Here is a 26,196-nt window from a genome sequence, read left to right as displayed (position 1 = left end):
GCCAGGCCCCCGACGACTGTGAGCGTCACCGTTCGATCGAGTGTCGTCCCTGCTTAGCAACGGACCGTCAAGTTCGTGACTGCGGAAAGGGCGCGGCCGCCTGCCCGGCGGCATCGGCGCGTGGGACGCGAACGGGATCGAACCGCCACCCATACATGCCGCCACGACAGTTTCCCGTATCGAAAATCCAAGGCGACGCTCAGCCACGCAGGCGGCGGCTCGTCGTCGCGCTTCTATCCGTTCCGGGCCTGATGCCGGCTCTCGCGCACGCCCAGCTCTCGGGCGACGCCGCGTATCCTCAGCCGCTCGACGGCCCCGGCAGTCTGCGCCTCGCGCCGCAACTCGAAGAGCGTCCGCTGCAGAACGGCCAGCAGCCTTCGACGTTCCTCCTGAGCGACAAGGCGACGGGTACCACCGACGAAGACATGGCGGCGAAGGGATCGGCGGAGATCCGGCGCACGGTGACGGTTATCAAGGGCGACGCGCTGCATTACGACCAGGATACGGACATGGCCGATGCTTTCGGCAATGTCAGGCTGATCAACAACGGCGTGTCGTTCATCGGTCCGGAAGCGCATCTGAAGGTCGAGGCCAACGAAGGGTTCATGACGAACCCGAAGTACCATTTCAACGTGACGGGCGGCTCGGGCAGCGCCGAGCGCGCCGACATGATCGACGACGAGCGCGCGCGCATCGATCACGGCACGTATACCGCCTGTCAGTGCGAATCCGATCCGGCGTGGTACATCAAGGGCACCTCGTTCGATTTCGACACCGGCGCCGAAGAGGGCGTCGCGCATAACGGCGTGCTGTTCTTCCAGGGCGTGCCGGTTTTCGGCAGCCCGTGGCTGTCGTTTCCGCTCACGAGCGATCGTCGCAGCGGCCTGTTGCCGCCGACCTTCTCGCTCAGCTCGACGACCGGCTTTGAAGCGACGATCCCGTACTATTTCAATATCGCGCCGAATCGCGATCTGACCGTCACGCCGCGCATCATGACGCGGCGCGGCGTACTCGGAGAGGCGACGTACCGGTATCTGTCGCCTACGTATTCCGGGTCGTTCACCGGCGACTATCTGCCGGACGACCGCCAGACGCACACGAATCGCTATGCGATCTTCTGGCAGCATCGCCAGAACTTCGGCAATGGCTTCGGCGGCTATGTCAATTACAACAAGGTTTCGGACGATCAATATCCGGAAGACCTGGGCAACGCGTCGAATCAGTTCCTGAACGGCACGCAGTTGCTGTATCAGCAGGAAGCAGGGCTCACGTACAACAACGGCCCGTGGTCGGTGATCGCGCGCGAACAGCGCTGGCAGACGCTGCAGCCGTCGGTTCCGCCCTACGCGCGCGAGCCGCAGGTGAACGTTCAGTACAGCAAGTACAACGTCGGCGGCTTCGACTACGGCGCGGAACTGGACGCGACCCGCTTCACGATCACGACCGACGGCGCCACCGACGGCAACCGCCTGTACTTCAACCCGTATCTGAGTTACGGGATCAACGCGCCGGGTTACTTCGTCACGCCGAAGGTGCAATGGCACTTCGCGTCGTACGACCTGAGCCATATCGCGACGACCCAGGTGGCGGGCTCGTCGCCGCCGGTGACGGGGCAGCCGAAGAATTTCACCGAGTCGATTCCGACCGTCAGCTTCGACACGGGCCTCGTGTTCGACCGCTCGGTGCGGCTCTTCGGCCAGGATTACATCCAGACGCTGGAGCCGCGGCTCTACTACGTCTACACGCCGTATCACAATCAGGACTTCGCGCCGATTTTCGATACCGCCGAAGCCGACTTCGGCCTCGCCGAGATCTACACGCCGAACACATTCGTCGGCAACGACCGCATCGCGGACGCGAACCGCATCACGGCAGGCCTGACGACGCGCTTCATCAATCCGGCGACGGGCGATGAGCGCGCGCGTTTCGTCATCGCGCAGCAGTATTATTTCCAGAGTCAGCGCGTCACGATCACGCCGGGCCAGTTGCCCGAACAGGCAAAGCACTCGGACCTGATCGCGGGCGCGGCCATCAAGCTGGGCGCTGGTTTCGCCTCGGAAACCGCGTTCCAATATAATGTGGACAACAACCAGCTCGTGCGCTCGAGCGTCGGTTTTGCGTTCAGTCCGGCGGAACGCAAGGTGATCAACATCGGCTACCGCTACACGCGTTCGAACCAGACCACGCTGGTGAACGAGCCGATCAACCAGATCCTGCTGTCGGCCGAGTGGCCGCTCACGAATCGACTCTATGCCGTCGGCCGCGTAAATTACGATCTCGCGAGCCATCGTCTCGTCGACGGGCTCCTGGGCTTCCAGTACGATGCCGACTGCTGGGCGTTGGGCTTCGGCATGCAGCGTTACGCCAACGGCGTGAACACGCAGGGCCAGCCTTCGTCCGGCACGCGCGTGCTCGCGCAATTGACGTTCAAGGGCTTGTCGAACGTCGACAACGGTCTCGTCAGCGCGTTCCGCGCGAGCGTCCAGGGTTATCAGCCGCCGCCGCCAGCGGCGCCGCCGCTCTCCCGGTACAGCGATTACGAGTAAGGCCGGAACGGGCGGCCGCGTGCGGCATCCAACGTCAGGCGGTGAAGAGCGGCCAGGAGCCGCGCAGTGCAGCACATTCAAGCAGGACACGAACGGGTGAAGCCCGTATTTGATGGAGTATCTGTGGCAAACGTGAATATGTTTCGATCGACGGCAATCGCAGCGGGCGTGCTCGCTGGCGCGCTGATCCTGAGTTCGCCGGCCGGTGCGCAGGCGTTGTCGAATCGCAATGCGCAGGTCGCCGATTCAGTCGTCGCGGTGGTGAACGACGGCGTCATCACGCAGCGCGAGCTGCAAGACCGCACGACGCTCATCGTCAAGCGTCTCCAGCAGCAGAACGCGCCCGTGCCGCCCGCGGACCAGATGCAGCGGCAAGTGCTCGATCAGATGGTGCTCGAGCGCATTCAGCTTCAGAAGGCGAAGGAAGACGGCATCGCCATCGACGATGCCACGGTCAACCGTACGCTCGCGCGTCTCGCGCAGCAAAACCAGATGACGCTCGACGTGTACCGCTCGCGCATCGAGGCGCAGGGCGTGCCCTGGTCCACCTTCACGCGCGACGCACGCACGGAACTCACGCTTTCGAAGCTGCGCGAGAAGGAAGTCGACAGCAAGATCACCGTGTCCGACGGCGAAGTGGCGAACTACATCGCCAGCCAGCGCGGTCCGGGCGCGCGCAATACGAGCGATCTGCGTCTTCAGCACATCATGTTCAAGCTCCCGTCGGACGCGCCTCAGGGCGAAGTTGCGAAGGTGCAGGCTCAGGCCGACGCCGTGCTCAAGCAGGCGCAAGGCGGCGAGGATTTCGCGAAGCTCGCCAAGCAGAACTCGCAGGACACCGACGCCAGCAAGGGCGGCGATCTCGGTTTCCGCACGCCCGGCACGTTGCCGGCGGGCATCGTGAATGCCGTGTCGACGTTGCGTCCGGGCCAGGTCGTCCCCACGCTTTTGCGCACCGACGGCGGTTTCGAAATTATCAAGCTGGTGGACCGCCGCGCGAGTCAGGGCACCGCCGCCGACGCGCCCAAGCTCGTGCAGACGCACGTGCGCCACATCCTGCTGCGCGTGTCGGACGGCATGTCCGAACAGGCCGCGCGCCAGAAACTGCTCGACATCAAGCAGCAAGTCGCGTCGGGCGGCGATTTCGCCAATTTCGCGCGTACCTATTCGCAGGACGGTTCGGCATCGCAGGGCGGCGATCTCGGCTGGATCAGCCCGGGCGAGACCGTGCCCGAGTTCGAGCGCGCGATGAACAATCTCCAGGACGGCGCCGTCAGCGATCCGGTGCGAAGCGAGTACGGCTATCACCTGATTCAGGTGCTCGGCCGTCGCGAAGCGGAAGGATCGGCGTCGCAGCAGCTCGACATCGCGCGTCAGGCGATCGGCCAGCGCAAGGCCGAGCAGGCGTATTCCGACTGGCTGCGCGAACTGCGCGACACCGCGTACGTGCAGTACAAGGGCATCGCTGCCCTGCCGCAGTAACAGCATGAGCACCGCCGACGCCCGGCCGCTGGCCATCGCCATCACGACTGGCGAGCCGGCCGGCGTCGGCCCGGAACTGACGGCGGCGGCGCTCAGGCAGGCGCGCGAGCGCTGGCCGTCGGTGCACTTCACGGTGCTCGGCGATCGCGCGCTGCTCCAAGCGCGCGCCGGCGCGGGCTGGCCCGAGGCGCACGGCACGGTCGAAATCGAGCATCACGCGCTCGCCGTGCCCGCCGAACCCGGCAAGCTGAATGCGGCAAACGGGCGCTACGTGCTGAGTCTGCTCGATGCCGCGATCGACGGCGCTGTCTCCGGCCGTTTCGACGCCATCGTCACCGCGCCGCTGCAAAAGAGCACGATCAACGATGCCGGCGTTCCCTTCACCGGCCATACCGAATACCTCGCCGAGCGCACGAACACGCCGCGCGTCGTGATGATGCTGGCGGGATCGAGCGAGCGTCCGTTGCGCGTTGCGCTCGCGACCACGCATTTGCCGCTGAAGGATGTGTCCGCGGCGCTCAGCATCGACGGCCTCGTCGAAACGCTCGCCATCATCGATCACGATCTGCGCGCGCATTTCGGCTTGCGCGCGCCGCGTATTCTCGTCACCGGTCTCAATCCGCATGCGGGCGAGAACGGTTATCTGGGTCGCGAGGAAATCGACGTCATCACGCCCGCGCTCGAACGCGCGCGTGCGCTCGGCATCGACGCGCCCGGGCCGTATCCCGCCGACACGCTGTTCCAGCCGCGCTATCTGAAAGACGCCGATTGCGTGCTCGCGATGTTCCACGACCAGGGCTTGCCGGTGCTGAAATACGCGACGTTCGGCGAGGGCATCAACGTAACGCTCGGCTTGCCGATCATCCGCACGTCGGTGGATCACGGCACCGCGCTCGATCTCGCCGGCACGGGCCGCGCCGATCCGGGCAGCATGATCGCCGCGATCGACGCCGCCGTCACCATGGCGCGTCACAAACGCGCGGCGTGATTTCGCGCCGCGCGGCCGCTTCATTCAAACGAGTATGTCGACCAAACATCAAGGCCATTTCGCGCGCAAGCGCTTCGGGCAAAACTTCCTCGTCGATCAGGGCGTGATCGATTCCATCGTCGATGTAATCGCGCCGAAGCGGGGCGAGCGCATGGTGGAGATCGGGCCGGGACTCGCGGCGCTCACGGAGCCGCTGATCGAGCGGCTGGCCACGCCCGAGTCGCCGCTGCACGCCGTCGAACTGGACCGCGATCTGATCGGCCGTCTGGAAAAGCGTTTCGGCGACAGGCTCGTCGTGCATTCCGCCGATGCGCTCGATTTCGATTTCGCGTCGCTCGCGCTCGAAGGCGAGGACAACGACAAGCCGACGCTGCGCATCGTCGGCAATCTGCCGTACAACATTTCCAGTCCGCTGCTGTTTCACCTGACGGCGTTCGCGCACAAGGTGATCGACCAGCACTTCATGCTGCAGGACGAAGTGGTCGATCGCATGATCGCCGAACCCGCGAGCAAGGACTACGGACGTCTCTCGGTGATGCTGCAATACCGTTACGTGATGGACAAGCTCATCGACGTGCCGCCCGAGTCGTTCAATCCGCCGCCGAAGGTGAATTCCGCGATCGTGCGCATGATTCCGTTCGCGCCGCACGAGTTGCCCGAAGTGGATGAAGCCGTATTGAGCGATGTCGTGAAGGCCGCGTTCGCGCAACGTCGCAAGGTGTTGCGCAACAACCTGGGCGCGTATCGCGACACGATCGATTTCGACGCGCTCGGTTTCGATCTCACGCGCCGCGCCGAAGAAGTGCCGGTGGCGGAATTCGTCACGCTGGCGCAGACGGTTCAGCGCTCGAAGGCCTGAACGCAGCCCACATCCGACAGCAATTTCATCAGCCGTTCCAGTCGCGCGCGCTGCCCGTGTTGCAGGCCGCGCGTCGCGCTCACCTGCTGCACGCGCGTGCGCCAGTAGGTCTGGCCGAACAGCGAATTCGCGCCTTCCGCCGACAGCACGCGCTCCAGATGCACGATCGCGGCATCGACATTCCTGGGCGTGTAAGGGCTCGTGATCGTGGCGTGCCGCTCGAGTGTTTCGTTCATCGTTATCCTCGTGTCGCGTTGAATCCGAATGGCCGATTCTGCGAGCGGCGCGGGACATTCGGCGTCCCGGATGCGCAACTTCGATCGGGACGCGATGTGTCCGGATCGGCTGCTATGATCGTCGTCCCATCGTCCGGGCAGAAAGACATCCTTTGACGGAGACAGCATGCGCTTCATTCACGCCGCGGATATTCACCTCGATAGCCCGCTGCACGGCCTTTCCGCCTACACGGACGCACCCGCCGACATGCTGCGCAACGCCACGCGCGAGGCGTTCTCGAAGCTCGTGTCGGTGGCGGTCGATGAACAGGTCGACTTCATGGTGATCGCCGGCGATCTGTACGACGGCACCTGGCGCGATCACAACACGGGCATCTTCTTCTGCCGCGAAATGGGCCGCCTGCGACGCGCGGGCGTTCCTGTCTACGTGCTGTTCGGCAATCACGATGCCGAAAGCGAAATGACGAGCCAGCTTCAATTACCCGACAACGTCCACACGTTCTCGACGAGAAAGCCGCAGACCTTTTGCATCGACAATCTGAAGGTCGCGCTGCACGGTCATAGCTTCAAGGAAAAGGCGGTCACGACGAATCTCGTCACCGCGTATCCGGCTCCTGTCGCGGGGTACTTCAACATCGGCGTGCTGCATACCGCGCTCGAAGGCGGCTCGATGCACGCGAGTTACGCGCCGTGCTCCGTCGCTGAATTACACGCGAAGGAATATCACTACTGGGCGCTCGGCCATGTCCACGATTACGCGATCTGGCAGGATGCATCGACCATCGTGTTTCCGGGCAATCTGCAAGGACGCAACATCCGCGAGACTGGTCGGCGCGGCGCGGTGCTCGTCACGGTGTCGGACACGGAAGAGGTGAGCGTCGAGCGGCTTTTCATCGACGTGCTGCGCTGGGAAGCGGTCACGGTGGATGCATCGTCGGCGAGCACGCTCGATGAAGTCGCGCTCGCGGTCGGACGCGCACTTGAGGCGCTCGTCGAAGCGGCGGCGTCGTCCGTGCCGCACGCGGTGCGCGTGACGATCACCGGCGCAACCGGCGCGCACGGCGAACTGTTCGGACTGGAGACGCAGCTGCGCGCCGAAGTGCTCGCGCAGATCGCAGCGATCAGCCACGACCGTCTGTGGCTCGAAAAAGTGAAGATCGCGACCGAGCCGCTCGCGCACAGCGAACCGTCGACGGGCCGCACCGATGCGCTCGCCGATCTTCACGGTCTGCTGATCGAAGCCGAGTCCGACCCGGAGTTTTTGAGCATGCTGAAAGATAGACTCATCGCGCTGGCATCGCAGGCTCCGAGCGAATTGCAGAAGTCCGTGCCCGAGCTCGAATACGTGCGTAACGGCGAGCTCGCGAAGCTCGTCGGCGAAGTGCGTTCCGGCCTGATCGCGCAACTGGCGGACGCGGAGTAAGCGATGCGCATCGGCAAGCTCGAACTCATTCGCTACGGCAAGTTCACCGATCACGCCGTCGAGTTTCCGGCGGCGGAACATGACTTTCACTTCGTCGTCGGTCCGAACGAGGCTGGCAAATCGACCATCAAGAACGCGATTTCCGAGCTGCTCTTCGGCATGCCGCACAGCTCACCGCTCGCGTTCGTGCATCCGCAGAGCGACTTGCGGCTCGGCGCGTCGATCGAAGCGGGCGATGAAGCTTTCGCGTTTCATCGCACGAAGAGCCGTAAATCGTCGCTCAGTGCGCCGAACGGCGACGCGCTTCCCGCCGACGCGCTCGCGACGTTTCTCGGCGCGGCCGACAAGAGCTTCTTCGAGCAGATGTACTGCCTCGATCACACGGCGCTGATTCGCGGCGGTCAAAGCATTCTCGATGCGTCGAGCGATGTCGGGCAGGTGCTGTTTCAATCGGCGGCAGGCATCGCGAGTCTCGGCGACGTGCGCCAGCGTCTCGCGGACGAAGCCGACAGCCTGTGGGCGAAGCGCAAGTCGGGCTGCGCGTACAACATCAGCCGGAAGCAATACGACGAAGCCACCGACGAACTGAAGCTCGCCAGCGTGCGAACCGCGAAGTGGACGCGCGCGCATGTCGCCGTCGAAGAGGCGGAAGAAAAGCGCCGCGAACAGGACGCACATCGCGCGGCACTCGAAGCGCAGCGCGGCAAGCTGGAACGTGTGCGGCGCGTCGCGCCATTTCTGAACGTGTGGCGCGAGAAGGCGGCGGAGTTGCGCGAACTGGGCGAAGTCGTCGATTTGCCCGCGAACGCCGAGGCGACCTTGCAAAACGCGCTCACGCGGCTCGCGACGGCGCAAGGCGCGCTCGACGTGCACGCGAAAGCGGCCGGGCAATTGCACGCCGAACTGAGCGCGATTCACATCGATCACGCGCTGCTCGCCGCACAGGCGCGCATTCGTGCGCTCGACGCCACGCAGCAGCGCTGCACGCATCACGCGACCGATATTGCCCGGCTCGAACAGGAAGTCGCGATGCGTCTGCGCCAGATCGCGCAGGACGGCGCGCAACTCGGATGGCCGGGCGATGAAGCGGGCGTGCGCCGTACGATGCCCGGCGCGCTCGCGCTCCAGACGGTCACGAGCCTGATGCTCGAACGCGGCGAACTCGAACTCGCCGCGCGCAACGCGGATCAGGCCGCCGACGAATGCGCCGCGCAGATCGACACGCTGAAAGCGAAGTTCGCGGCGATCGCGGGCGGCGATGTGCCGCCGGGTCTGCGTGCCGCGTTGCGTGCCGCGCAAAAGTATCGCGATTCGGACGCGGCGAAAGAGCGCCTCGAAGACGCGACGCGCGACGCGCAGCAGACGCTCGACGCGGGCATCGCCTCGCTTGGCCGATGGTCGCGCCCGATCGCCGAATTGAAGTCGATGACGCTGCCGGCGGCCGAGCGCATTGCCGCGTTGCGCACGCAGCGTCAGGAACTCGCGTCCCGACTGACCCTCGCCACGGATCGCGCGAAGGAAGCGCAGGACACGCTTCACGCGACGCGCAGCGAACTGGATGCGCTCGTCGAAGCGCACGATGTCGTGACGGGCGATCAGGTTCATGCCGCACGCGCGTCGCGCGATGCGGCGTGGACCGCGATCCGGTCCGGCGATATCGCGCTCGATGAAGGCGCGTCCGGCTTCGAAAGCACGATGCACGCGGCCGACGACCTCGCCGATCGTCAGCTTGGATCGGTCGGTCACGCGACGCAGCTCGCGGCGCTGAAACGGCGTGTAGCTAGCGAGGCATCGACGCTCGCGCGGCGCGAGGAAAGCGTGCGCGAAGCCGAAGCGGCGCTGGCGACATTCGACGACGCGTGGCGCGCGCTCGCCGCGCAATCGCAGATCGCGGACATGCCGCTCGACGATGCGCCGTCGTGGATCGCCGCGCGCGACAAGGCGCTGCTCGCGGCGCAGACGCTCGACGCGCGCACCGAGGAACTCGCGCGCGAATCCGCCGATGCCGATACGCGCCGCGACTTGCTCGCGCGACATCTTTCCGAGGCGGGCGCGCCCACCGACGCGCACGCCGCTCTCGGCATGCTGTGCGACATGGCCGAGGCGCATATCGCGGCCATCGACGAAGCCACGGTGACGCGCCGCAATGTCGCCGCGCAACTCGATGAAGCTCGGGTTGAACAAATCGCGCGGCAGGGCGTCGCGAAAGCGGCCCGCGAATCGTACGCGCGCTGGCAGCGCGAGTGGTCGGCGGCCATCGCGAAGGCGGGCCTTGCGTACGCGTCGGATTCGCTGGCCGCAGCCGAAGCGGCCATCGATATCGTGAAGAAGATCGGCGAGCAATTGACGCAGATCGAAACCACGCGCACCGGCCAGATCGACGCGATGCGCGCGGCGCTCGCCGCACTCGACGCCGATGCGTCGCAACTCGCGCGCGAACTCGATGAATCGCTCGCGACGCAAGGCGCGAAGACAATCGCGACGGAACTGTCAGCGCGTCTCGATCGCGCATCCGCGGCGCATGCCGAGCGGGAGCGGTTGACGAAGGCGCATGCGTCGGCGAGCGAGCAGGTGAACCAGACGCGTGCCGACGTCGAACAGGCGAAGGAGACACTGCGTCCGCTCTATGATCTGGCCGGCGTCGATACGCCGGACGTGCTCCAGGCGCTGATCGCGCAATCGCAGAAAAAGCGCGCGCTGATCGCGGCGGTGGACGACGCGCGCGCCGCGCTCATCAAGGGCGGCGATGGTCTGTCGCTCGACGAGCTCGTCGCGGAAGTGGAGGGCGCCGACATGCCGAACGTGCCGGCCGAGCTTTCGCGCATCGGGGCGGCGCTGTCCGAGTCGGTGCGAATCGCGAACGAGACCACGACCGCGTTCGATGCCGCGCGTCGCGAACTCGACGCCATTTCGGGCGAAGCGAATGCCGCGCGCGCCGAAGCGAAGCGCCAGGAAGCGCTAGCCGCAATGGCCGATGCCGCCGAGCGCTTCGTGAAAGTCGAGACCGCATCGACGCTGCTCAAGTGGGCGATCGACCGTTATCGCGAGCGTCGGCAGGGCCCGATGCTCTCACGCGCGAGCGCGATATTTTCGGCGCTCACGCTCGACACCTTTTCGCGGCTCGTCGTCGATTACGACCGGCAGCCGATGGCGCTGTCGGCGGTTCGTGCGAGCGGCGAACATGTCGATATCGCAGGAATGAGCGAGGGCACGCGCGATCAGTTGTATCTCGCGCTGCGGCTGGCGGCGCTGGAAGAACACGGTGAGAAGGCGTCGGCGCTGCCGTTCGTCGCCGACGATCTCTTCATCAATTTCGACGATGGCCGCGCGCGCGCCGGGCTGCGCGTGCTCGCGCAGATCGCGAAACGCACGCAGGTGATTTTTCTGAGCCACCACGATCATCTGGTCGATATCGTGCGCGACGTGTTCGGGCCGCAGGTCAACGTGCGTTACATGGGCTGAAGCATGCGGTCGAGGCGCATCAGCGTCTCGCGTGCGCCACCGGCGATGCCCACGCCCGAGCCCGGCGCAATCGCGTGCTCGCGCGGATTGATGCGGATGACGCGCGGCCCGTTGCGCTCGCTGAAGCGCCGGACCGTCGGCAGCGCGCGGCCTGCGCCGAGTTCGACGATCACGAGGTTTTCCACGTCATGCAGCCACGCGGCCAGCCTCTGCTCCTGCCGCGCCGAATGCGTGTCGATCCAGTTCCAGTCGCCGAACATGAGGATGTTCGGACGCGCGAGCGCGTGGCAATGCGGACAGCGCGGCATCGCGTTGACGAGCTCGCAGCGCGTCTCGTCGACGATCGGATCGAAGCTGTCGGCGGACCAGATTTCGTTCGTGCAGGCGTCGATGCATTGCAGCGAGTCGATCGCGCCGTGACACTCGGCAATGCGCTCGGGCGCAAAGCCCGCGCGCTGGAACTGGCCATCGACGTTGCTCGTGAAGACGAACGCGCCCTGCGACATGCGCGCGGCCCAGCGCTTCAGCACGTGAAAGCCGTCATGCGGCGCGGTCGCGCGATACAGCGCGAGCCGATGCCCGTAGAAGCCCCACGCGAGCCGCGGATGTCGAACGAAGCCTTCGGGATTGGCCATCTCCTCGAACGAAAATCCGTGATGCCGCAACGCCGGATAGGCGCGCCAGAAGCCTTCGGGACCGCGATAATCCGGCAGTCCGGAATCGACGCCCATGCCTGCGCCGGCGGTGATCAGCAGACCGTCGGCATGACGAATCCATTCGGCCGCCTGCTCGAAAAACGCGGCGTCGTTCATTGCGCGTCTCCCTGACCATAGCGGCTCGCGAGCTTGCGATAGTCGTCCGCGAATTCATCGCGCAGACCTTGCGGCGCGAGAATCTCGACGCCCGCGCCCAGCGCGCGCAGCCACCAGCGCAGCTTGAGACTCGGCGTGACCGTGCCCGTGACTTTCATGCGGCCATCGGGAAGGGCGTCGATCTGCTGATCCTTCGACATCGGCGATTCGCGCAACTGATTGCCCGCATTGCCTTCGAAAGCGAGTTCGAGCAGCACGGGCGGCTCGGGCAAGAAGTCGAAGACCTGCTGCGTTTCGATGTACTTGCGCAGCTTGAAATCTTCGGGGTACGTGAAGGATTCGCCGGACTCCGTCACCGAGCGAATGCGATCGAGCCGGTATAGCGTGCGCATCCATTCCGTCTCGCCTTTCTCCGGACGCGGCGCGCGACTCGGATCCTGCGCGACCATGTACATCACGCCGGCCGATTCGACGAGCGCGAGCGGCCAGAGTGTTTTCGTCTTCGGATCGTTGCCTTGTTCGGACTTTTGCTCCGCCTTGTATGCGGGGCGATACTGCACGAGCAATTCGCGCTCGAAGAAAGTGGCGGTCGCGACAGTCTGAAAGATCTCCGGACGCAGCTTCGGACGGATCAGCGTGAACGAGCCGTCGACGGAATCGATCTTGTCCGCCCACGCGCGATAGATACGGCTGTCCGCCTTTTCCTGCGACAGCCGCGATTCGGCCGCTTTGAAGAGCGGATCGATATCGCGCGTCACGGCGTTGGGCAGCTTGTTGCCCGCGAAGCGCTGAAGGATGTGAAACGCCACCGCTTCCGACGCGCTCATCAGGCCGCTGACGCCTTCCTGCAGGCCGTGCAGCCACGGCTTGCGCTGCCAGAGCAACTCGCGGCCGTTGAGCATCGACACGACGCGCGCATCGGCTTCGAGCGCGGTCAGATGACGCTGCACCTTCTTCGTATAGCCGACGCGATGGCCGCGCTCTTCGAGACGCCTGCGGATTTCGGGCGTCGAGAGCCAGGCGGTTGCGTCCCGTTCGGTGGGCAACACGCGGAGGATGGCTTCGTCGAGGCTGGAGGTCATAGCGCGCGGGGATAGGCGGGAATGACTCCGATTATAGGAAGGGTTGAGACATTTCGTGTCTCGATGAACGAGGCATGAACCCTCGTGAAGCAAAGGCACAAAAACAAAAAGCCCAGTCGCAATGACTGGGCTTTCTGCCTGATTCTTTGGTAGGCCGTACGGGATTCGAACCTGTGACCAACGGATTAAAAGTCCGCTGCTCTACCAGCTGAGCTAACGACCCGGAAGAGGCAAAATTATAATCTCAAATTCCGAGAACCGTCAACCCGGTTCGTCGAAGAACAGCCTGATTCTCGAAAGAAAAACGCCCGCGGCTTCATTGCCCGCGGGCATTCTCCTCGAGAGGCGCGAAACGATGACGCTTCGCTTACTTCACCTGCGACATCTTGCTCTGCGCGGTCTGCGCGACTTCCGTACCGGCGTACTGCGAGATGATCTGCTGAAGCGTCTGCTTGGCAGCCGCCTTCTGACCTTGCTCGATCTGGTTGTTCGCGATTGCGAGCAACGCCTCGGGCGCTCGCGGATGCGTCGGATAACTCTTCACCAGGTCTTGCCAGATCGCCGTCGATCCCTTGTAGTCGCGCTGCGCGTAGAGCGCATTGCCGAGCCAGTACCGCGCCGTCGGCTGATACGGGCTCTGCGGATACTTCGCCACGAACGCCTTGAACGACGCCGCGGCATTTTTGTAGTCACCGTTACGGAATTGAGTCGACGCTGCGTTGAACGCTTCCGTCTCGCCGGGCTGCACTGAACCGGTCACGCCGTCGACAGTCTCTTGCTGCGGCTCAAACTTTTTCAAGCGCGCGTCGAGATCGGCGTAATAGTCCTTCTGCTGCTTCTGCAGCGTTCCGACCTGATTGGCCAGATCCTCGTTCTGGCCGCGAAGCGTGGCGACCTGCTGATTGAGCTGGTCGATACGGTTCGATTGATCGAGGATCGTGCGCTGGGCCGCTTGCAACTGACTGGACAGGCTATCAGTTTTCGTGCGCAGATCGAGCACGGCTTTACGCGCTTCGGTGTCGTCGAAGACGCCGGCGTGCGCGGGCACGCTCAGCATCGTTGAACCGAGTACGCACGCGGCTGCGGCCAGGCGCAGCAAGGGAAAGCGAGACAACATAGGGCGACTCACCCGTGACTGGTTACGTTAAGTTGATTACTGCTGGTACACGAGGTCCGCACGGCGGTTCTGTGCCCACGACGATTCGTCGTGACCCGTCGCCGTCGGCTTTTCCTTGCCGAGGCTCACGGCTTCCATCTGCGTATCGGCGACGCCCATCAGCGACATCGCGCGACGCACGGCTTCCGCACGCTTCTGGCCGAGCGCCAGGTTGTACTCGCTCGTGCCGCGCTCGTCGGTGTTGCCCTGGATCAGGACGTGACGCTCCGGATGGCTCTTCAGGTACGACGAGTGTTGTTGCAGCAGCGGCTGATAGTCGTCCTTCACGGCGTAGCTGTCGAAGTCGAAGAAAATGCTGCGCTTGGCGAGCGGGCTGTTCGGATCGTTCAGCGGGTCGATGTTGACCTGCTTCACGTCCGTCGGGTTCGGCTGCGTGCCGACTGCACCCTTGTTCTGGCCTTCGTCGAGCTTCACGCCCGAGTGACACGCCGCCAATGCGCCGACCATCGCAACTGCCAGGCCGATACGAAGTTTCGACATCATGGTACCTCTCCTTGTGTTGTAGCTGAACGTTGTTTGTGAAACGTTATTGCTGGACTTATTGCATGAACGGACCCCAGGACGGCTCGCGCACCACACCGCCCTGTACGGACAAGACTTGCCGCGTACGACCGTCGGTCGAAACGGCTGCCAACACGCCACGTCCGTTCACTTGGGTGGCGTAGAGGATGTACTGACCATTCGCCGCGAAGCTCGGCGATTCGTCATGCGTCGTGTCGGTCAGCCCCGTCGCCGTGCCGGACGCGAGGTCCTGCAGATACAGCTTGAAGCCGCCGCCAGTGCGCGAAATGTACGCGAGTTGCTTGCCGTCCGGACTCACGCGCGGGCTCGTGTTGTACGCGCCTGCAAACGTGACCCGCTGGGCCGCGCCGGCGCTTTCACCCCCCGCCGGCATCTTGTAGATCTGCGGTTGGCCGCCGCGATCGCTCGTGAAATAAATCGAGTTGCCATCAGGAGAGTAGTACGGCTCGGTGTCGATGGAACTGCCTTGCGTCAGACGGCGCAGGCCGGAGCCGTCTGCGTTGACTTCGAAAATCTGCGTGTTGCCGGTGCGCGAGAGCGCGACCGCGAGCTTGCGGCCATCGGGCGACCACGCCGGGGCACTGTTGTTGCCCTTCTGATTCGACACGACCACGCGACGTCCCGTCGGCAAATCGTGGATGTACACCACCGGCTTCTTCTTTTCGAACGACACATATGCGACCTTCGTGCCGTCCGGCGACCACGCCGGCGAGATGATCGGCTCCGGGCTGGACAGGGCGATCTTCGCGTCCTGTCCGTCCGAATCCGAAATCTGCAATTGATAGCGGCCGCCCGTCTGAATGACATAGGACAGACGCGTGGCGAATACGCCGCGGCCGCCGAGCAGCTTCGCGTAAATGTAGTCAGCGATCTTGTGCGCGCTCATGCGCAGGCCGCTTTCGGCGCTGACGAGCGACAGGCCGCCGAGATTCTGCTGCTTGACGGTGTCGTAGAGGCGGAAGCGCACTTCGTACTGGCCGTTCGGCAGCTTGTTCACGCTGCCCGACACGAACGCGTCCGCGCCTTTTGCCTTCCAGGCGCCGAGATCGACCGAATCGGTCTCCGACACCGGCGTGCTGCCCGCGTCGATATTCGTGAACTTGCCGCTTCTCTGCAGATCCTGGCGAATGATCGCGCTGACCTGCTGCGGAGAACTCGCTTCGTTGGCGAAATTGGCTGTCGCGATCGGAAACTGGGTCGAACCGACGCCGGTCACGAGTACGTTCAACTGGGCGTGTGCGGCGGTGCCGGCTGCGATCAGGCAGGACGCGACCAGCGTTTTCAGGCCAAGCTTCGTCATCAAACTCATGCTGTATAGGTTCCAGATAAAAGCGTTTTCAAGTGTCCGCGGACTGCAGAACAGACCCGCGCTCGCACAATTCGTTCCCGCTGCTGAATGCCGGCTTGCAGTGCGGCTTTTCAAGCACGATCAGCCTCCTGCGGGACGCAGCGTAATCGTGAAACGGTCGGGAGCCTTGCCGTCGATATCCACCGGCATCGGATCCGAGCGCTGCACTGCGCGCAAGGCCGCCTGATCCCACTGCTCGTTGCCGCTGGAGCGGGTGATGGTCGCCGACAGCAGCGTGCCCGTCGGCGAGCAACGCACCGACACGACAGTCTCGAGCCCGGCTGTTTCGCCCGCCCACACGATATTCGGCCGCACGCGGCGCTGCACCTTCTCGGCGTATCCCGGCGAGGTCGCATTGCCGCCCGCGCCCTTGCCCGTGCCGCTCTTCGCGAGGCCTTCGCCGCTGCCCGCAGTTCCCCCGCCCAACTGACCTTGCAGTTGCGCGAGACGCGCCTTGCGCTCGGCATCGACCTTGGCCTTCGCTTCCGCATCGGCCTTGGCTTTCGCCTGCGCAGCCGCCTTCGCCTTCGCGTCGGCTTCAGCCTTGGCCTTGGCTTGTGCATCGGCCTTCGCCTTGGCTTCCTGCTGTTCCTTCTGATCCTTGAGCTGTTCCTGCTTCTGCGCTTCGGCCTGCTGTTGTTGACGCTGCTTGTCCTGCTGCGCCTTCTGTTGCTGCTGCTTCTGCAGTTCGGCCTGACGCTGCTGCTCGATCTGCTTCTGCTTGTCCTGCATGGCCTTCTGGGTAGCGGCCGCGGCGGCGAGTTGCTGCTGGCGCTTCTCTTCCGCTTCCTGACGCGCCTGCTCCTGCTGACGACGCTGCTCCGCGAGCTGCGCTTCACGCGCGGCCGCTTCCTGCTGCTTGCGCTTTTTCTCCTGCAACGCGATATCCGCGTCCTCGTCCTTCGCAGGCGGCGGCGCGGGCTGCACCTTCACCGGCGTGGGCGGTGGCGGAGCGGGGCGGGGCGTCGGCGCGGAGGTGTCCGGAATCTCGGTCCAGATTTCGGCTTCCGAGCCCGCGGGCGTGTTGTTCTGCCAGTTGATGCCGTGGTACAGCAGCCAGCCGAGCAGCAGGTGCATCAACGCCGCGAGCGCGAACGCCTTGCCCGTGCCGCGCTCGCGCGGCGGGCGAATCGGTCGCGCGGACGATGCGCGTGTCTGCCTGTGCAAAAGGGTCATTGCGATTTGACGAGCAATCCGACGCGCTTCACGCCGCGCGCCTTCATATCGGACATCACGTTCATCACGACTTCATACTTCACGGTCTTGTCCGCCGCGATCACGACGGGCTGATCCGGATGCGATTCCTGACGATTGAGCACGAAGGTGTTCAGCTCTTCCTTCGACATCTTCTGCTCCTGCGTCGCGCCGCCTTCTTCCTTGTAGCGGACGTTCATGCTGCCGTCCGCCTTGATGTTGATGACGAGCGGCGGCTGCTGCTCCTGCGGCTGCGCATTGCCGACTGTCGGCAAATTGATGATGGACGGCGAAACGAGCGGCGCCGTCACCATGAAGATGACGAGCAGCACGAGCATCACGTCGATATACGGCACGACGTTGATATCGGACATCGCGCGGCGCGAGCTGCCGCGCATGCTGGAACGAATGGGGCCTGCCATCGCGGACTCCTTGCTTAGTGCGCCTGACGCTGCAGAATGTTCGAGAACTCTTCGATGAAGGTTTCGAAGCGGATCGCCAGACGGTCGATATCGTGCGCGTAACGGTTGTATGCGACCACCGCCGGAATCGCGGCGAAGAGGCCGATCGCGGTCGCGACGAGCGCCTCGGCAATGCCCGGCGCCACATTCGCGAGCGTCGCCTGCTGCACGTTGGCGAGTCCGCGGAACGAATTCATGATGCCCCAGACGGTGCCGAACAGACCGATATACGGACTCACCGAGCCGACCGACGCGAGAAACGCGAGATTCGCCTCGAGCACGTCCATTTCGCGCTGAAACGCGGCGCGCATCGCGCGGCGGGAGCCGTCGAGGATCGCGCCCGGATCGGTGATGCGGCGCTCCTTGCCCTTCAGAAATTCGCGCATGCCGGATTCGAAGATACGCTCCAGCGCACCGATGGTGTGGCGATTATTCGCCGCGCTCTGATAAAGCGCCTGCAGGTCGCCGCCCGACCAGAAATCGCGCTCGAAACGCTCGGTTTGCGCCCGCGCGCGACGAATCGCGAACCACTTGCGAAAGATGAAGGTCCACGACAGCAGCGACAGCAACAGCAGCAGCGCCATCACCGCCTGCGCGAGCAGGCTCGCGTGAATGACGAGAGAAATGATCGACAGGTCTTGTGTATTGTTCATAAAGGTCCGCTGTTACGTCCCGCAAGGGGCGTCCGCTCAAAGCATCATGCTTTCGTGAAAGGGATGTGAATCAAACGAAAGCCGCGCCTTGACCGGCTCATGCTCGTTAGTGCTTCCTCTGTTACCGATGCCCTGGTTCGCTTCGGGGTGCGATGCGTTCATCGTTCAGGCCCGATCCGGATTCGTGCCGCATGACGCGGTGACGGGCGCGGCGTTTGGGCCGCGCTTCAACCCGTCGAGCACGCCGTCGGGAATGGCAGCCGGACGAATCGACGCGCGATCCACCGAAGCGACGCGAATGTCGCCGCTCGCGAGCAGCACGCCGTCGCGCCACGCTTCCTGATGAAAATCCACCGATGCACGCCCGAGCCGCTCGATGCGGCTCACGACGCGAATGACGTCATCCAGACGCGCCGGCGACGCGTATTCGACGGACGTGCGTCGCACGACGAACACGATGCCGTTCGACTCTGCGAGACGCTGCTGGTCGATGCCGCACGCGCGCAGCCATTCGGTGCGCGCCCGTTCGAAGAACTTCAGGTAGTTCGCGTAGAAGACGATGCCGCCGGCGTCGGTGTCCTCGTAGTACACCCGAACCGGCCAATCGAAAGTCAACGAATCACTCACCTTTGCGCCGCTCCGCTCGCGCGGAGGCTGATCGGCCCGCTCCGGCTCGCTTTTTGACAAATATTCATCGGCGGCATTTTACCGGAACCGGAAGCACGACTGCCAAAACCTTGGGCATATACCCGAATCAGCCGCGGTGAATTTGCAACGGTGCGAAGGTCTGCGCGACCGGCATCATCTCGATTGCATTGATATTCACGTGCGCCGGACGCGTGGCGATCCAGTAGATCGCATCGGCGATATCTTCGGGCGTCAGCGCCTGCACGTCCTTGTATACGGTCGCCGCCTTGGTGTCGTCGCCCTTGAAGCGCACGTTCGAAAATTCGGTGCCGCCCACGAGCCCCGGTTCGATATCGGTCACGCGCAGGGCGGTGCCGGCGACGTCGGAACGCAGGTTCAGGCTGAACTGCCGCACGAACGCCTTGGTCGCGCCGTACACGTTCCCGCCGATATACGGATACGTGCCGGCCACCGATCCCATATTGAACACATGTCCGCGATTGCGCTCGATCATGCCGGGGAGGATCGCGTGCGTGACGGTCACGAGTCCCGTGCAGTTCGTCTCGATCATGCCTTTCCAGTCGTCGAGGTTCGCGCGCTGCGCGGGTTCGAGACCGAGCGCGAGGCCGGCGTTGTTCACGAGCACGTCGATCTGGGCGAACGCCTCGGGCAGCGACGCGATGGCGTTGCGCACCGCGTCTTCGTCGCGCACGTCGAGCTCGACCGGCAGGAGCGCGTCGCCGAGCTCGTTCGACAGCGCGACCAGGCGCTCCTTGCGACGCGCGGCAGCGATTACGCGATGGCCGCCCTTCACGAAAGTGCGGGCGATGGCGGCGCCGAATCCGGCCGACGCGCCGGTGACGAAAACGATCATGAGCGGACTCCGAACGGGGTGAAATGAGTAAAGCCGGAGCGCATCCGGCGACGGCGCAAAGGGTACTTCCATTGATGCGGCGCGGCAAGCAATCGCGAGCGCGAACGATCGTGCTTTAAGCGCGGTTCCAGACGTGCCCGATCGCGCCGGAAGCCGGTTGCCTAAAGCCTGCCCGCCCATTAAACTACAACGCTCAAACCCCGCGTGACTGGCGATAGAATCTTCGGATTCAAGGTGGAGCGACCCACCAGGAAGCGCGGAGCGTCGTTTTGCCGTTCGCCTGGGCAGCTGAGATCCGCACGCCGTCGTTGCGTTGCCGGTGGCTGTCCGTTCCGCGAAACCGGATTCATCCTCTATCCGTCGCGCCTGGACTCCATCGGTTTCCAGCGTCTTTTGCGTCTGCATCAAACGTGGCGCACGCGCGATCCGGTCAACCTGTTTTGAACTCACGGAAAACGTATGTTTGACAGAGCCGAAAGTACCCTCGCCAATGTCGATCCCGAATTGCTCAAGGCGATCGAGCAGGAAAACCGCCGCCAGGAAGATCACATCGAGCTGATCGCGTCGGAAAACTACACGAGCCCGGCCGTGATGGCCGCGCAGGGCTCGCAACTCACGAACAAGTACGCCGAAGGTTATCCGGGCAAGCGCTATTACGGCGGCTGCGAATATGTCGACATCGTCGAGCAACTCGCGATCGACCGCGTGAAGCAGCTCTTCGGCGCCGAAGCCGCGAACGTGCAGCCGAACTCCGGCTCGCAAGCCAATCAGGGCGTGTTCTTCGCCGTGCTCAAGCCGGGCGACACGATCATGGGCATGAGCCTCGCCGAGGGCGGTCACCTGACGCACGGCTCGCCGGTCAACATGTCGGGCAAGTGGTTCAACGTGGTGAGCTACGGACTGAACGAAGCCGAAGACATCGACTACGAAAAGACCGAAGCGCTCGCCAAGGAACACAAGCCGAAGCTGATCGTCGCGGGCGCGTCGGCGTTTGCGCTGAAGATCGACTTCGAGCGTCTTTCGAAGATCGCGAAGAGCGTCGGCGCTTACTTCATGGTCGACATGGCGCACTACGCGGGTCTCGTCGCGGCGGGGGTGTATCCGAACCCGGTGCCGCACGCGGACTTCGTCACCACGACCACGCACAAGAGCCTGCGCGGCCCACGCGGCGGCGTGATCCTGATGAAGGCCGAGTTCGAGAAGCAGATCAATTCGGCAATTTTCCCGGGCATTCAGGGCGGGCCGCTGATGCACGTGATCGCTGCGAAGGCTGTCGCGTTCAAGGAAGCGTTGTCGCCGGAGTTCAAGACGTATCAGCAAGCGGTGATCGACAACGCGCGCGTGCTGGCCGAAACGCTGGTGAAACGCGGCCTGCGCATCGTGTCGGGCCGCACGGAAAGCCACGTGATGCTCGTCGATTTGCGCGCCAAGAAGATCACCGGCAAGGCCGCCGAAGCCGCACTCGGTGCCGCGCACATCACGGTCAACAAGAACGCCATTCCGAACGATCCGGAAAAGCCGTTCGTCACGAGCGGCGTGCGACTCGGCTCGCCGGCGATGACCACGCGCGGCTTCGGCGTGAAGGAAGCGGAGACCGTGGGCAACCTGATCGCCGACGTGCTCGACAATCCGGAAGACCAGGCGACCATCGAGCGCGTGCGCGCGCAAGTGGCCGATCTGACCAAGCGTTTCCCGGTCTACCGTTAATTCGCGAGCCCAACGCCGATGCGCTGCCCATTCTGCCGACACGAAGATACCCAGGTCGTGGATTCTCGCGTGTCGGAGGATGGCGCGGCCATTCGGCGGCGCAGGCGCTGTCCCTCGTGCGACAAGCGCTTCACAACGTATGAGCGTGTCGAACTGGCGCTGCCGTCCGTCGTCAAGAAGGACGGCAGCCGCACCGAGTTCGACCGTCGCAAGATCGTCGCGAGCATGCAGCTTGCGCTGAGAAAGCGCCCGGTCGCAGCCGACGCGATCGACGCCGCCGCGTCCCGCATCGAGTATCAGTTGCTCGGCAGCGGCGAGCGCGAAGTGCAGAGCGAACGTCTCGGCGAACTCGTGATGAACGAGTTGCGACAGCTCGATACCATCGCCTACGTGCGTTTCGCCTCCGTCTACAAGCGTTTCGAAGACGTCTCCGAATTCGAAGACGTGCTCGATGAATTCCGGCGTGCCGCGCCGAAGAAATCGACTTCGCGCAAGCGCTGATCCTTTCCGCATCGTTTCTCTCCCAAGCCTGAATTCCTGCACTTCGCTCGCGCAGTGTGCCGGGCATCGGATCGCGTGAACACTCGGCCATTCGGCTAATGGCGGCGCGCATTCCTTCTCGCTAGATTGCGTCTTTCGGCCCGATCAGATCGATGAGGAATGCAGATGTTCAACGCTTCAAACCAAGGTTTCACGCTCGTCGAACTGTGCGTGGTGCTCGCCGTGATGGCGATCCTCGCGATGTTCGCCGCGCCGTCGTTCGTCGCGTGGCAGGTGCGCGATCAGGTCGATGCGCGGGCGCGCTCGCTTTTTTCCACGCTTTCGCTTGCGCGTGCCGAATCGGTCAGGCGCGGCGCGCGCGTCACGCTATGCCGGATCGACGCGTCGCGTCATTGCCTCGCGGCGGGGCGAAGCTGCGAGGCCGGCGTCACGGACTGGTCGTGCGGATGGGGCGTGTTCGTCGATCGCGACGGCGTTTCGACGCTTCTGCGCATGCAGCCGGCGATGACGTCGGTGGCAATCGCCGCGACATCGACCGAACTGTCTTTCACGCCGCCCGCCGGGCAGGTGATCGGCGGATTCCGCAGCTTCGATTTCGCCCCACGCGGCGCCGATTCCGCCGCGAATTCCGCGTCGCGCCGATGCATACGGCTCGCGGCAGGCGGCCGGGCGCGCATGACGCCGGGCGGTTGCGGAGCGTCGGCATGAAGCGCGCGGAATTTGGCGACTCGCTGATCGAAGTGATGATCGCGCTTGCGCTCACGGCCGTGACCGCGCTCGGGCTGGTCGCGGTGCAGAGCGCACTGGCGCGCGGCGAGCGTGCGGCGCTGCTGCGGGAACGCGCGGCGCTCATCGCGGATTCGGTCGCGGAGGGCGTGCGCGGCGATGCGGACCGCGCGGCTATCGTGCCGCAATGGCAGGCGAGGGCGTCGTCGATGCTGCCGGCAGGCGACGTAGCCGTGTTCGATCGCGCCGACGGCGTGCGCATCGCCACGGTAAGCTGGCGCGCCGACGACCGGTCCGATCCGTGTCCCGAACCGCTCGCCAGGCCGCTCACGTCGTGCATTTCGGTGGCGTTCGCGCGATGACTCCACGCATCTTCGGATCGCGCGGCCATACGCTGCTGGAGATGACGATCGCGCTCGCGCTCGGCATTGTGATCGTGAGCGCATCGCTGGCGCTTTATCGGGCGCAGCGCGTCGCGTTCGAGCGCGCCACTGACGCCGCGCGCATCCACGACGCCGGATCGATCGCGCTCGACATGCTCGGCCAGCAGATTCAGATGGCGGGATTTGCATCGAACCTTGGCCCCAACGCCGACGCACCGATCTTCGGTTGCGCGCAAGGCCGCGTCGTCGGCGCGGACACGGCTGCCTCGTGCGAAGCGCTTGCGAGCCATTCGGACGGCGTGCAGATCCGCTATTCCGCCGACGTCGTGTCCACGTGGGCGTCGAGCGGCGGCGTGCCGACGGATTGCATCGGCCAGACCGTCGCCGATGCTTTCGTCACGAACCGCTTCTACGCGAAGGCCAGCAGTTCGTCCGGCGAACCCGAGCTTTACTGCGAGGGCGGCGGCAGGCAGGCGCAACCCGTCGTCGAAGGAATCGAGCGGCTTCGGGTGACGTATTGGCTGACGGGCTCGCCATCGGCGCTGGACGCGTCGGCGGTCGCGCGCGAGCGCTGGCGCGATGCCTACGCCGCCGACATTTGCGTGCTCGTTCGCGGTTTCGCCACGCAGACGAAGCGCAGAACGAATTACGTCGATTGCACCGGCGCGCCCGCTTTCGCCGACGACGGCCGCGCGCGCCAGACATTCTGGCGGCGCGTCGCGATTCGCAATGCGCCGGCGAATGCATCCGGAGACGCGCCGTGAAACGCCGTTCACGTTCAAGCGGCGCCACGTTGCCGATCGTCCTGATTCTCGCCGCGATGATGCTGGTCACCGCAAGCGCCTGGCTCCAGGCGTCGCTTGTGGCGACACGCGCGGCCGTCGCGACGCGCGAGCGCGTGCAGGCCTTCCATGCAGCGGACAGCGCGCTCACCCGATGCAGCCGGATGCTGGCGCTCGCGTTGCCCGCGACGAGTCCCTCGCCGAACGACGAACCATCGCGATGGCGCATGAAGACATCGTTCGAAGGACCTTCCGCCGCCGCGATCGCGCCGTTCGCCTCATGGCCGTACGCGCGCCGCGCGCCGCAGTGCCTGATCGAAGCATGGACGGCCACGTCCTATCTGATCACCGCGCGCGGTTTCGGCGCGACGCCCGATTCCGAAGCCTGGCTACAGCTTCGGATCGAGGTTGCGGACGGCACCAGCACAAGTCACTGGCGGCGCGTCGTCGGCCGGCCGTTTTGAAGGATCGACATGAAAGAGAAAGGCTTCAGCCTGCTTGAATTGATGATCGCGTTGGCCGTCGCGGCGATCATCGCGACTTTCGCCGTTCCCGCGTATCGGACTCATGTGGCGAAGGCGCATCGCGTCGATGCCGCGTCGGCGTTGACGCGGGCCGTTCAGTTCGTCGAAACGGCGCGGCTCGCGCAGACATCGGAGAGTGTCGATGCCATCACGCTGAGCGCAGGACTAGATCAGGCGCCTTCGAATGGCGCGCCGGTGTATCGCGTCGCCGTGCTGCCGGAATCGCCTACGAACGGCGGCTACGCGATCGAAGCCGTGCCTATCGCGGCGGGCCCGATGTACGAGGACGGCTGCGGCGCCTTCGTCATCGACGCCACCGGACTACGCTGGAATCACGCGCCGGGCACGACCGATCCGCTCGATGCAGCGCAGTCGGCGGCGTGCTGGGCGGGAAAGGGCTGATGCCGATGTCAGAACACGGTTGGATCGGCCGCGTCACTAGGCGCGTCGGGCGTGGCGGTCTTCATCTGCTGATAAATGCGCCAGCCTTCCCAGCCGGCGAGCGCGAGGCCGCCCCATTTGAGCACGGGCTTCGCGCTGCGCAGCAGCTTCGTTCGCACCGGCTTGGTGAGCACGAGCGAGGCGACCGAGCCGACGATCGGATACTGCTTGAGCAGCACGCCGATATTGCCCGAGCCGAGCAGCGAACTGATGATGCCGCCGATACCGCCCGGAGACGCACGGCGTTTGCCCCACCGGCGCGCGCCGCCGCCCGGCATCAGAAAGCGCAGGAAACTGAAGTGCGTGACCGACGCGCGAAGGTCAAGCGTGGCTTGCCGCATCTCCATGCGCTCGACATCCGCACGGGCGATCAGCAGTTCCTTGCGCAGCGCGCGCATGTGCGGCGTGCGCAGTTTCTGCATCTTGTCGCGCTTGGGCGATCTGAAGGTGTCGTCGTTTTGGCTCATGGCTTATGTCGGGCGCGGAGATCAGCGGAACGTGTCGCGGTCTTTGCGGAATTCGGCGAGCGTGTCGTCGAACATGTTCGGCGCATCCAGCAGATTGCTGCGCGCGCGCAGACCGCATGCGATTGCAATCAGCGCATACAGAAGGGTGATGCCGCCGAGCGCCTGCCAGCGATACGTGTCCCAGAAGAAGATGGCGATCAGCACCGTCAGCGAGATGAGCGCCATCATCGCGAGCATCATGGCGGCGAGTCCGAGGAAAAGCACGCCGATGAGCCGCTCCTTTTCCTCCTGAAGCTCGATGCCGATGAGTTCAAGGCGCGTCTCGAAGATGGCGAAGGCGGAGCTCAGAATTCGTCGCAGCGGTCCGGGGGACGATTGCTGCGTGGGCCGATCGGTCGTCATGGCTTGAATGCGAGGAGCGCGTTGGTGCCGCTTTTTTGTGGGTCCGGTCGGCGCGTGAAGCGGCCGGCCGGTGCGAGTGTCGAGCCGCGCGCCCGGGCAGGGCGCTCGCGGTTCAGTCCAGCGGGGACCGCGACAAGAAGCGGGTTAGCAATCCGCGGGCCATTGACCCGGCAAGACGGCTTTATTTGCGGTTGATCAGAAGCCCGATCACCATGCCGAGTCCCGCCGCAATGCCAATGGACGCCCACGGATGCTCGTGCACGTAATCGTCGGTGGCGCGCGCGGCTTTCTTGCCTCGTTCGATCACGACAACCTGTGCGTCCGCGGCTTTTTCCTTCGCTTGCTTCAGGCGGGTAAGGGCTGTCTCGCGCAATTCGGAAGCGCGTTCACCGGTGGCGGTAGCCGCTTGCTTCAAGAGATCTTCGGCGTCAGCGAGTACAGATTTGATATCCGACATGAATCGCTCCTTGTTGATTTCTGACATAAAAGGCTCCAATCGGTAAGGCTACGGGCATCG

At 64.5% G+C, this 26,196-nt stretch carries 27 protein-coding genes, 1 tRNA gene and 1 riboswitch; of the genes, 13 read left to right on the top strand and 15 right to left on the bottom strand.

The features are described from left to right. Positions 1-155 precede the first annotated feature (155 nt). The 4 genes from IAG25_RS17835 (at position 156) to rsmA (ending at position 5,875) form a co-directional block, all read left to right on the top strand. Positions 156-2,546, top strand: coding sequence for an LPS-assembly protein LptD (locus IAG25_RS17835; protein ID WP_187606023.1), 2,391 nt, complete (start codon positions 156-158; stop codon positions 2,544-2,546). 138 nt (positions 2,547-2,684) lie between these two features. Further along, a complete protein-coding gene (locus tag IAG25_RS17830; protein ID WP_187606139.1) occupies positions 2,685-4,028 on the top strand; it encodes a peptidylprolyl isomerase in 1,344 nt (447 codons plus the stop codon). 4 nt (positions 4,029-4,032) lie between these two features. Then, on the top strand, positions 4,033-5,016 hold the full coding sequence (pdxA, locus tag IAG25_RS17825; protein ID WP_187606022.1) for a 4-hydroxythreonine-4-phosphate dehydrogenase PdxA: 984 nt from the start codon (positions 4,033-4,035) through the stop codon (positions 5,014-5,016). Positions 5,017-5,050: 34 nt separating this feature from the next. Further along, the gene (gene rsmA / locus IAG25_RS17820) at positions 5,051-5,875 is read left to right on the top strand and encodes a 16S rRNA (adenine(1518)-N(6)/adenine(1519)-N(6))-dimethyltransferase RsmA (protein ID WP_187606021.1); all 825 of its coding nucleotides are present in this window, start codon (positions 5,051-5,053) and stop codon (positions 5,873-5,875) included. On the opposite strand, the gene IAG25_RS17815 is transcribed toward rsmA, so the two are convergent. Continuing rightward, positions 5,857-6,111 carry a hypothetical protein gene (locus IAG25_RS17815; protein WP_035500939.1) on the bottom strand — a complete coding sequence of 85 codons (255 nt, stop codon included), beginning with the start codon at positions 6,109-6,111 and terminating at the stop codon, positions 5,857-5,859. The two genes, rsmA and IAG25_RS17815, sit on opposite strands and share 19 nt — an antisense overlap. 166 nt (positions 6,112-6,277) lie before the next feature. Here IAG25_RS17815 and IAG25_RS17810 point away from each other — a divergent pair, with 166 nt between their 5' ends. Then, entirely contained in the window at positions 6,278-7,534 is a 1,257-nt protein-coding gene (locus IAG25_RS17810; protein ID WP_187606020.1) for a metallophosphoesterase family protein, read from the top strand. Between the two features lie 3 nt (positions 7,535-7,537). Next, positions 7,538-10,996: an ATP-binding protein gene (locus tag IAG25_RS17805; RefSeq protein ID WP_187606019.1), complete on the top strand. Its 3,459-nt coding sequence runs from the start codon at positions 7,538-7,540 to the stop codon at positions 10,994-10,996. On the opposite strand, the gene IAG25_RS17800 is transcribed toward IAG25_RS17805, so the two are convergent. From IAG25_RS17800 to ydfG, 11 genes are all read right to left on the bottom strand, one after another. Further along, the gene (locus IAG25_RS17800) at positions 10,984-11,808 is read right to left on the bottom strand and encodes an SIR2 family NAD-dependent protein deacylase (protein WP_255503772.1); all 825 of its coding nucleotides are present in this window, start codon (positions 11,806-11,808) and stop codon (positions 10,984-10,986) included. The two genes, IAG25_RS17805 and IAG25_RS17800, sit on opposite strands and share 13 nt — an antisense overlap. Next, positions 11,805-12,890 carry a helix-turn-helix transcriptional regulator gene (locus IAG25_RS17795; protein WP_187606018.1) on the bottom strand — a complete coding sequence of 362 codons (1,086 nt, stop codon included), beginning with the start codon at positions 12,888-12,890 and terminating at the stop codon, positions 11,805-11,807. Before IAG25_RS17795 ends, IAG25_RS17800 begins: the two co-directional genes overlap by 4 nt. Before the next feature lie 147 nt (positions 12,891-13,037). Next, a tRNA-Lys gene (locus IAG25_RS17790) sits at positions 13,038-13,113 on the bottom strand. Positions 13,114-13,257: 144 nt separating this feature from the next. Next, positions 13,258-14,007, bottom strand: coding sequence for a tol-pal system protein YbgF (gene ybgF, locus IAG25_RS17785; protein WP_187606017.1), 750 nt, complete (start codon positions 14,005-14,007; stop codon positions 13,258-13,260). A gap of 36 nt (positions 14,008-14,043) precedes the next feature. After that, on the bottom strand, positions 14,044-14,550 hold the full coding sequence (pal, locus tag IAG25_RS17780) for a peptidoglycan-associated lipoprotein Pal (protein ID WP_035500712.1): 507 nt from the start codon (positions 14,548-14,550) through the stop codon (positions 14,044-14,046). A gap of 55 nt (positions 14,551-14,605) precedes the next feature. Next, positions 14,606-15,898 (bottom strand): Tol-Pal system beta propeller repeat protein TolB, encoded by a 1,293-nt coding sequence (tolB, locus tag IAG25_RS17775; protein ID WP_187606016.1) that lies wholly within the window; start codon positions 15,896-15,898, stop codon positions 14,606-14,608. A 120-nt stretch (positions 15,899-16,018) separates the two neighbouring features. Continuing rightward, complete coding sequence (gene tolA, locus IAG25_RS17770) at positions 16,019-17,113, bottom strand: cell envelope integrity protein TolA (RefSeq protein WP_187606015.1); 1,095 nt, start codon at positions 17,111-17,113, stop codon at positions 16,019-16,021. Then, entirely contained in the window at positions 17,110-17,553 is a 444-nt protein-coding gene (tolR, locus tag IAG25_RS17765) for a protein TolR (protein ID WP_035500719.1), read from the bottom strand. The genes tolA and tolR overlap by 4 nt, the downstream gene beginning before the upstream one ends. A 14-nt stretch (positions 17,554-17,567) precedes the next feature. Beyond that, positions 17,568-18,245, bottom strand: a complete 678-nt coding sequence (tolQ, locus tag IAG25_RS17760) for a protein TolQ (protein ID WP_061121284.1) — start codon at positions 18,243-18,245, stop codon at positions 17,568-17,570. A 165-nt stretch (positions 18,246-18,410) separates the two neighbouring features. Then, positions 18,411-18,872: a tol-pal system-associated acyl-CoA thioesterase gene (gene ybgC / locus IAG25_RS17755; RefSeq protein WP_187606014.1), complete on the bottom strand. Its 462-nt coding sequence runs from the start codon at positions 18,870-18,872 to the stop codon at positions 18,411-18,413. 127 nt (positions 18,873-18,999) lie between these two features. Beyond that, positions 19,000-19,746, bottom strand: coding sequence for a bifunctional NADP-dependent 3-hydroxy acid dehydrogenase/3-hydroxypropionate dehydrogenase YdfG (ydfG, locus tag IAG25_RS17750; RefSeq protein ID WP_187606013.1), 747 nt, complete (start codon positions 19,744-19,746; stop codon positions 19,000-19,002). A 194-nt stretch (positions 19,747-19,940) separates the two neighbouring features. After that, positions 19,941-20,039, top strand: a riboswitch (ZMP/ZTP riboswitch). Between the two features lie 166 nt (positions 20,040-20,205). On the opposite strand from ydfG, the gene glyA reads away from it, so the two are divergent. The 7 genes from glyA to IAG25_RS17715 all read left to right on the top strand — a co-directional run bounded on the left by glyA (position 20,206) and on the right by IAG25_RS17715 (position 24,771). Beyond that, positions 20,206-21,453 (top strand): serine hydroxymethyltransferase, encoded by a 1,248-nt coding sequence (gene glyA / locus IAG25_RS17745; protein WP_187606012.1) that lies wholly within the window; start codon positions 20,206-20,208, stop codon positions 21,451-21,453. Between the two features lie 18 nt (positions 21,454-21,471). Further along, positions 21,472-21,954 carry a transcriptional regulator NrdR gene (gene nrdR, locus IAG25_RS17740; RefSeq protein ID WP_035500727.1) on the top strand — a complete coding sequence of 161 codons (483 nt, stop codon included), beginning with the start codon at positions 21,472-21,474 and terminating at the stop codon, positions 21,952-21,954. Positions 21,955-22,113: 159 nt separating this feature from the next. Continuing rightward, positions 22,114-22,662: a GspH/FimT family pseudopilin gene (locus tag IAG25_RS17735; RefSeq protein WP_187606011.1), complete on the top strand. Its 549-nt coding sequence runs from the start codon at positions 22,114-22,116 to the stop codon at positions 22,660-22,662. Continuing rightward, entirely contained in the window at positions 22,659-23,042 is a 384-nt protein-coding gene (locus IAG25_RS17730) for a type IV pilus modification PilV family protein (RefSeq protein WP_187606010.1), read from the top strand. The genes IAG25_RS17735 and IAG25_RS17730 overlap by 4 nt, the downstream gene beginning before the upstream one ends. Then, on the top strand, positions 23,039-23,827 hold the full coding sequence (locus IAG25_RS17725) for a PilW family protein (RefSeq protein WP_187606009.1): 789 nt from the start codon (positions 23,039-23,041) through the stop codon (positions 23,825-23,827). The genes IAG25_RS17730 and IAG25_RS17725 overlap by 4 nt, the downstream gene beginning before the upstream one ends. Continuing rightward, the gene (locus IAG25_RS17720; protein ID WP_187606008.1) at positions 23,824-24,309 is read left to right on the top strand and encodes a pilus assembly PilX family protein; all 486 of its coding nucleotides are present in this window, start codon (positions 23,824-23,826) and stop codon (positions 24,307-24,309) included. Before IAG25_RS17725 ends, IAG25_RS17720 begins: the two co-directional genes overlap by 4 nt. A 9-nt stretch (positions 24,310-24,318) precedes the next feature. After that, positions 24,319-24,771 (top strand): type IV pilin protein, encoded by a 453-nt coding sequence (locus IAG25_RS17715; protein ID WP_187606007.1) that lies wholly within the window; start codon positions 24,319-24,321, stop codon positions 24,769-24,771. 8 nt (positions 24,772-24,779) lie between these two features. Here the strand turns inward: IAG25_RS17715 and IAG25_RS17710 are convergent, their stop codons facing one another. The 3 genes from IAG25_RS17710 to IAG25_RS17700 form a co-directional block, all read right to left on the bottom strand. Beyond that, positions 24,780-25,277: a DUF3318 domain-containing protein gene (locus tag IAG25_RS17710; protein WP_187606006.1), complete on the bottom strand. Its 498-nt coding sequence runs from the start codon at positions 25,275-25,277 to the stop codon at positions 24,780-24,782. Between the two features lie 21 nt (positions 25,278-25,298). Further along, positions 25,299-25,679, bottom strand: coding sequence for a phage holin family protein (locus tag IAG25_RS17705; protein ID WP_187606005.1), 381 nt, complete (start codon positions 25,677-25,679; stop codon positions 25,299-25,301). Between the two features lie 181 nt (positions 25,680-25,860). Beyond that, positions 25,861-26,163 carry a DUF883 family protein gene (locus IAG25_RS17700; protein ID WP_035500744.1) on the bottom strand — a complete coding sequence of 101 codons (303 nt, stop codon included), beginning with the start codon at positions 26,161-26,163 and terminating at the stop codon, positions 25,861-25,863. Between the last annotated feature and the right edge of the window lie 33 nt (positions 26,164-26,196).

It is taken from the genome of Caballeronia sp. EK (assembly GCF_014384845.1).
Lineage (GTDB): Bacteria > Pseudomonadota > Gammaproteobacteria > Burkholderiales > Burkholderiaceae > Caballeronia > Caballeronia jiangsuensis.
This window is presented reverse-complemented; position numbering and strand designations above follow the sequence as displayed.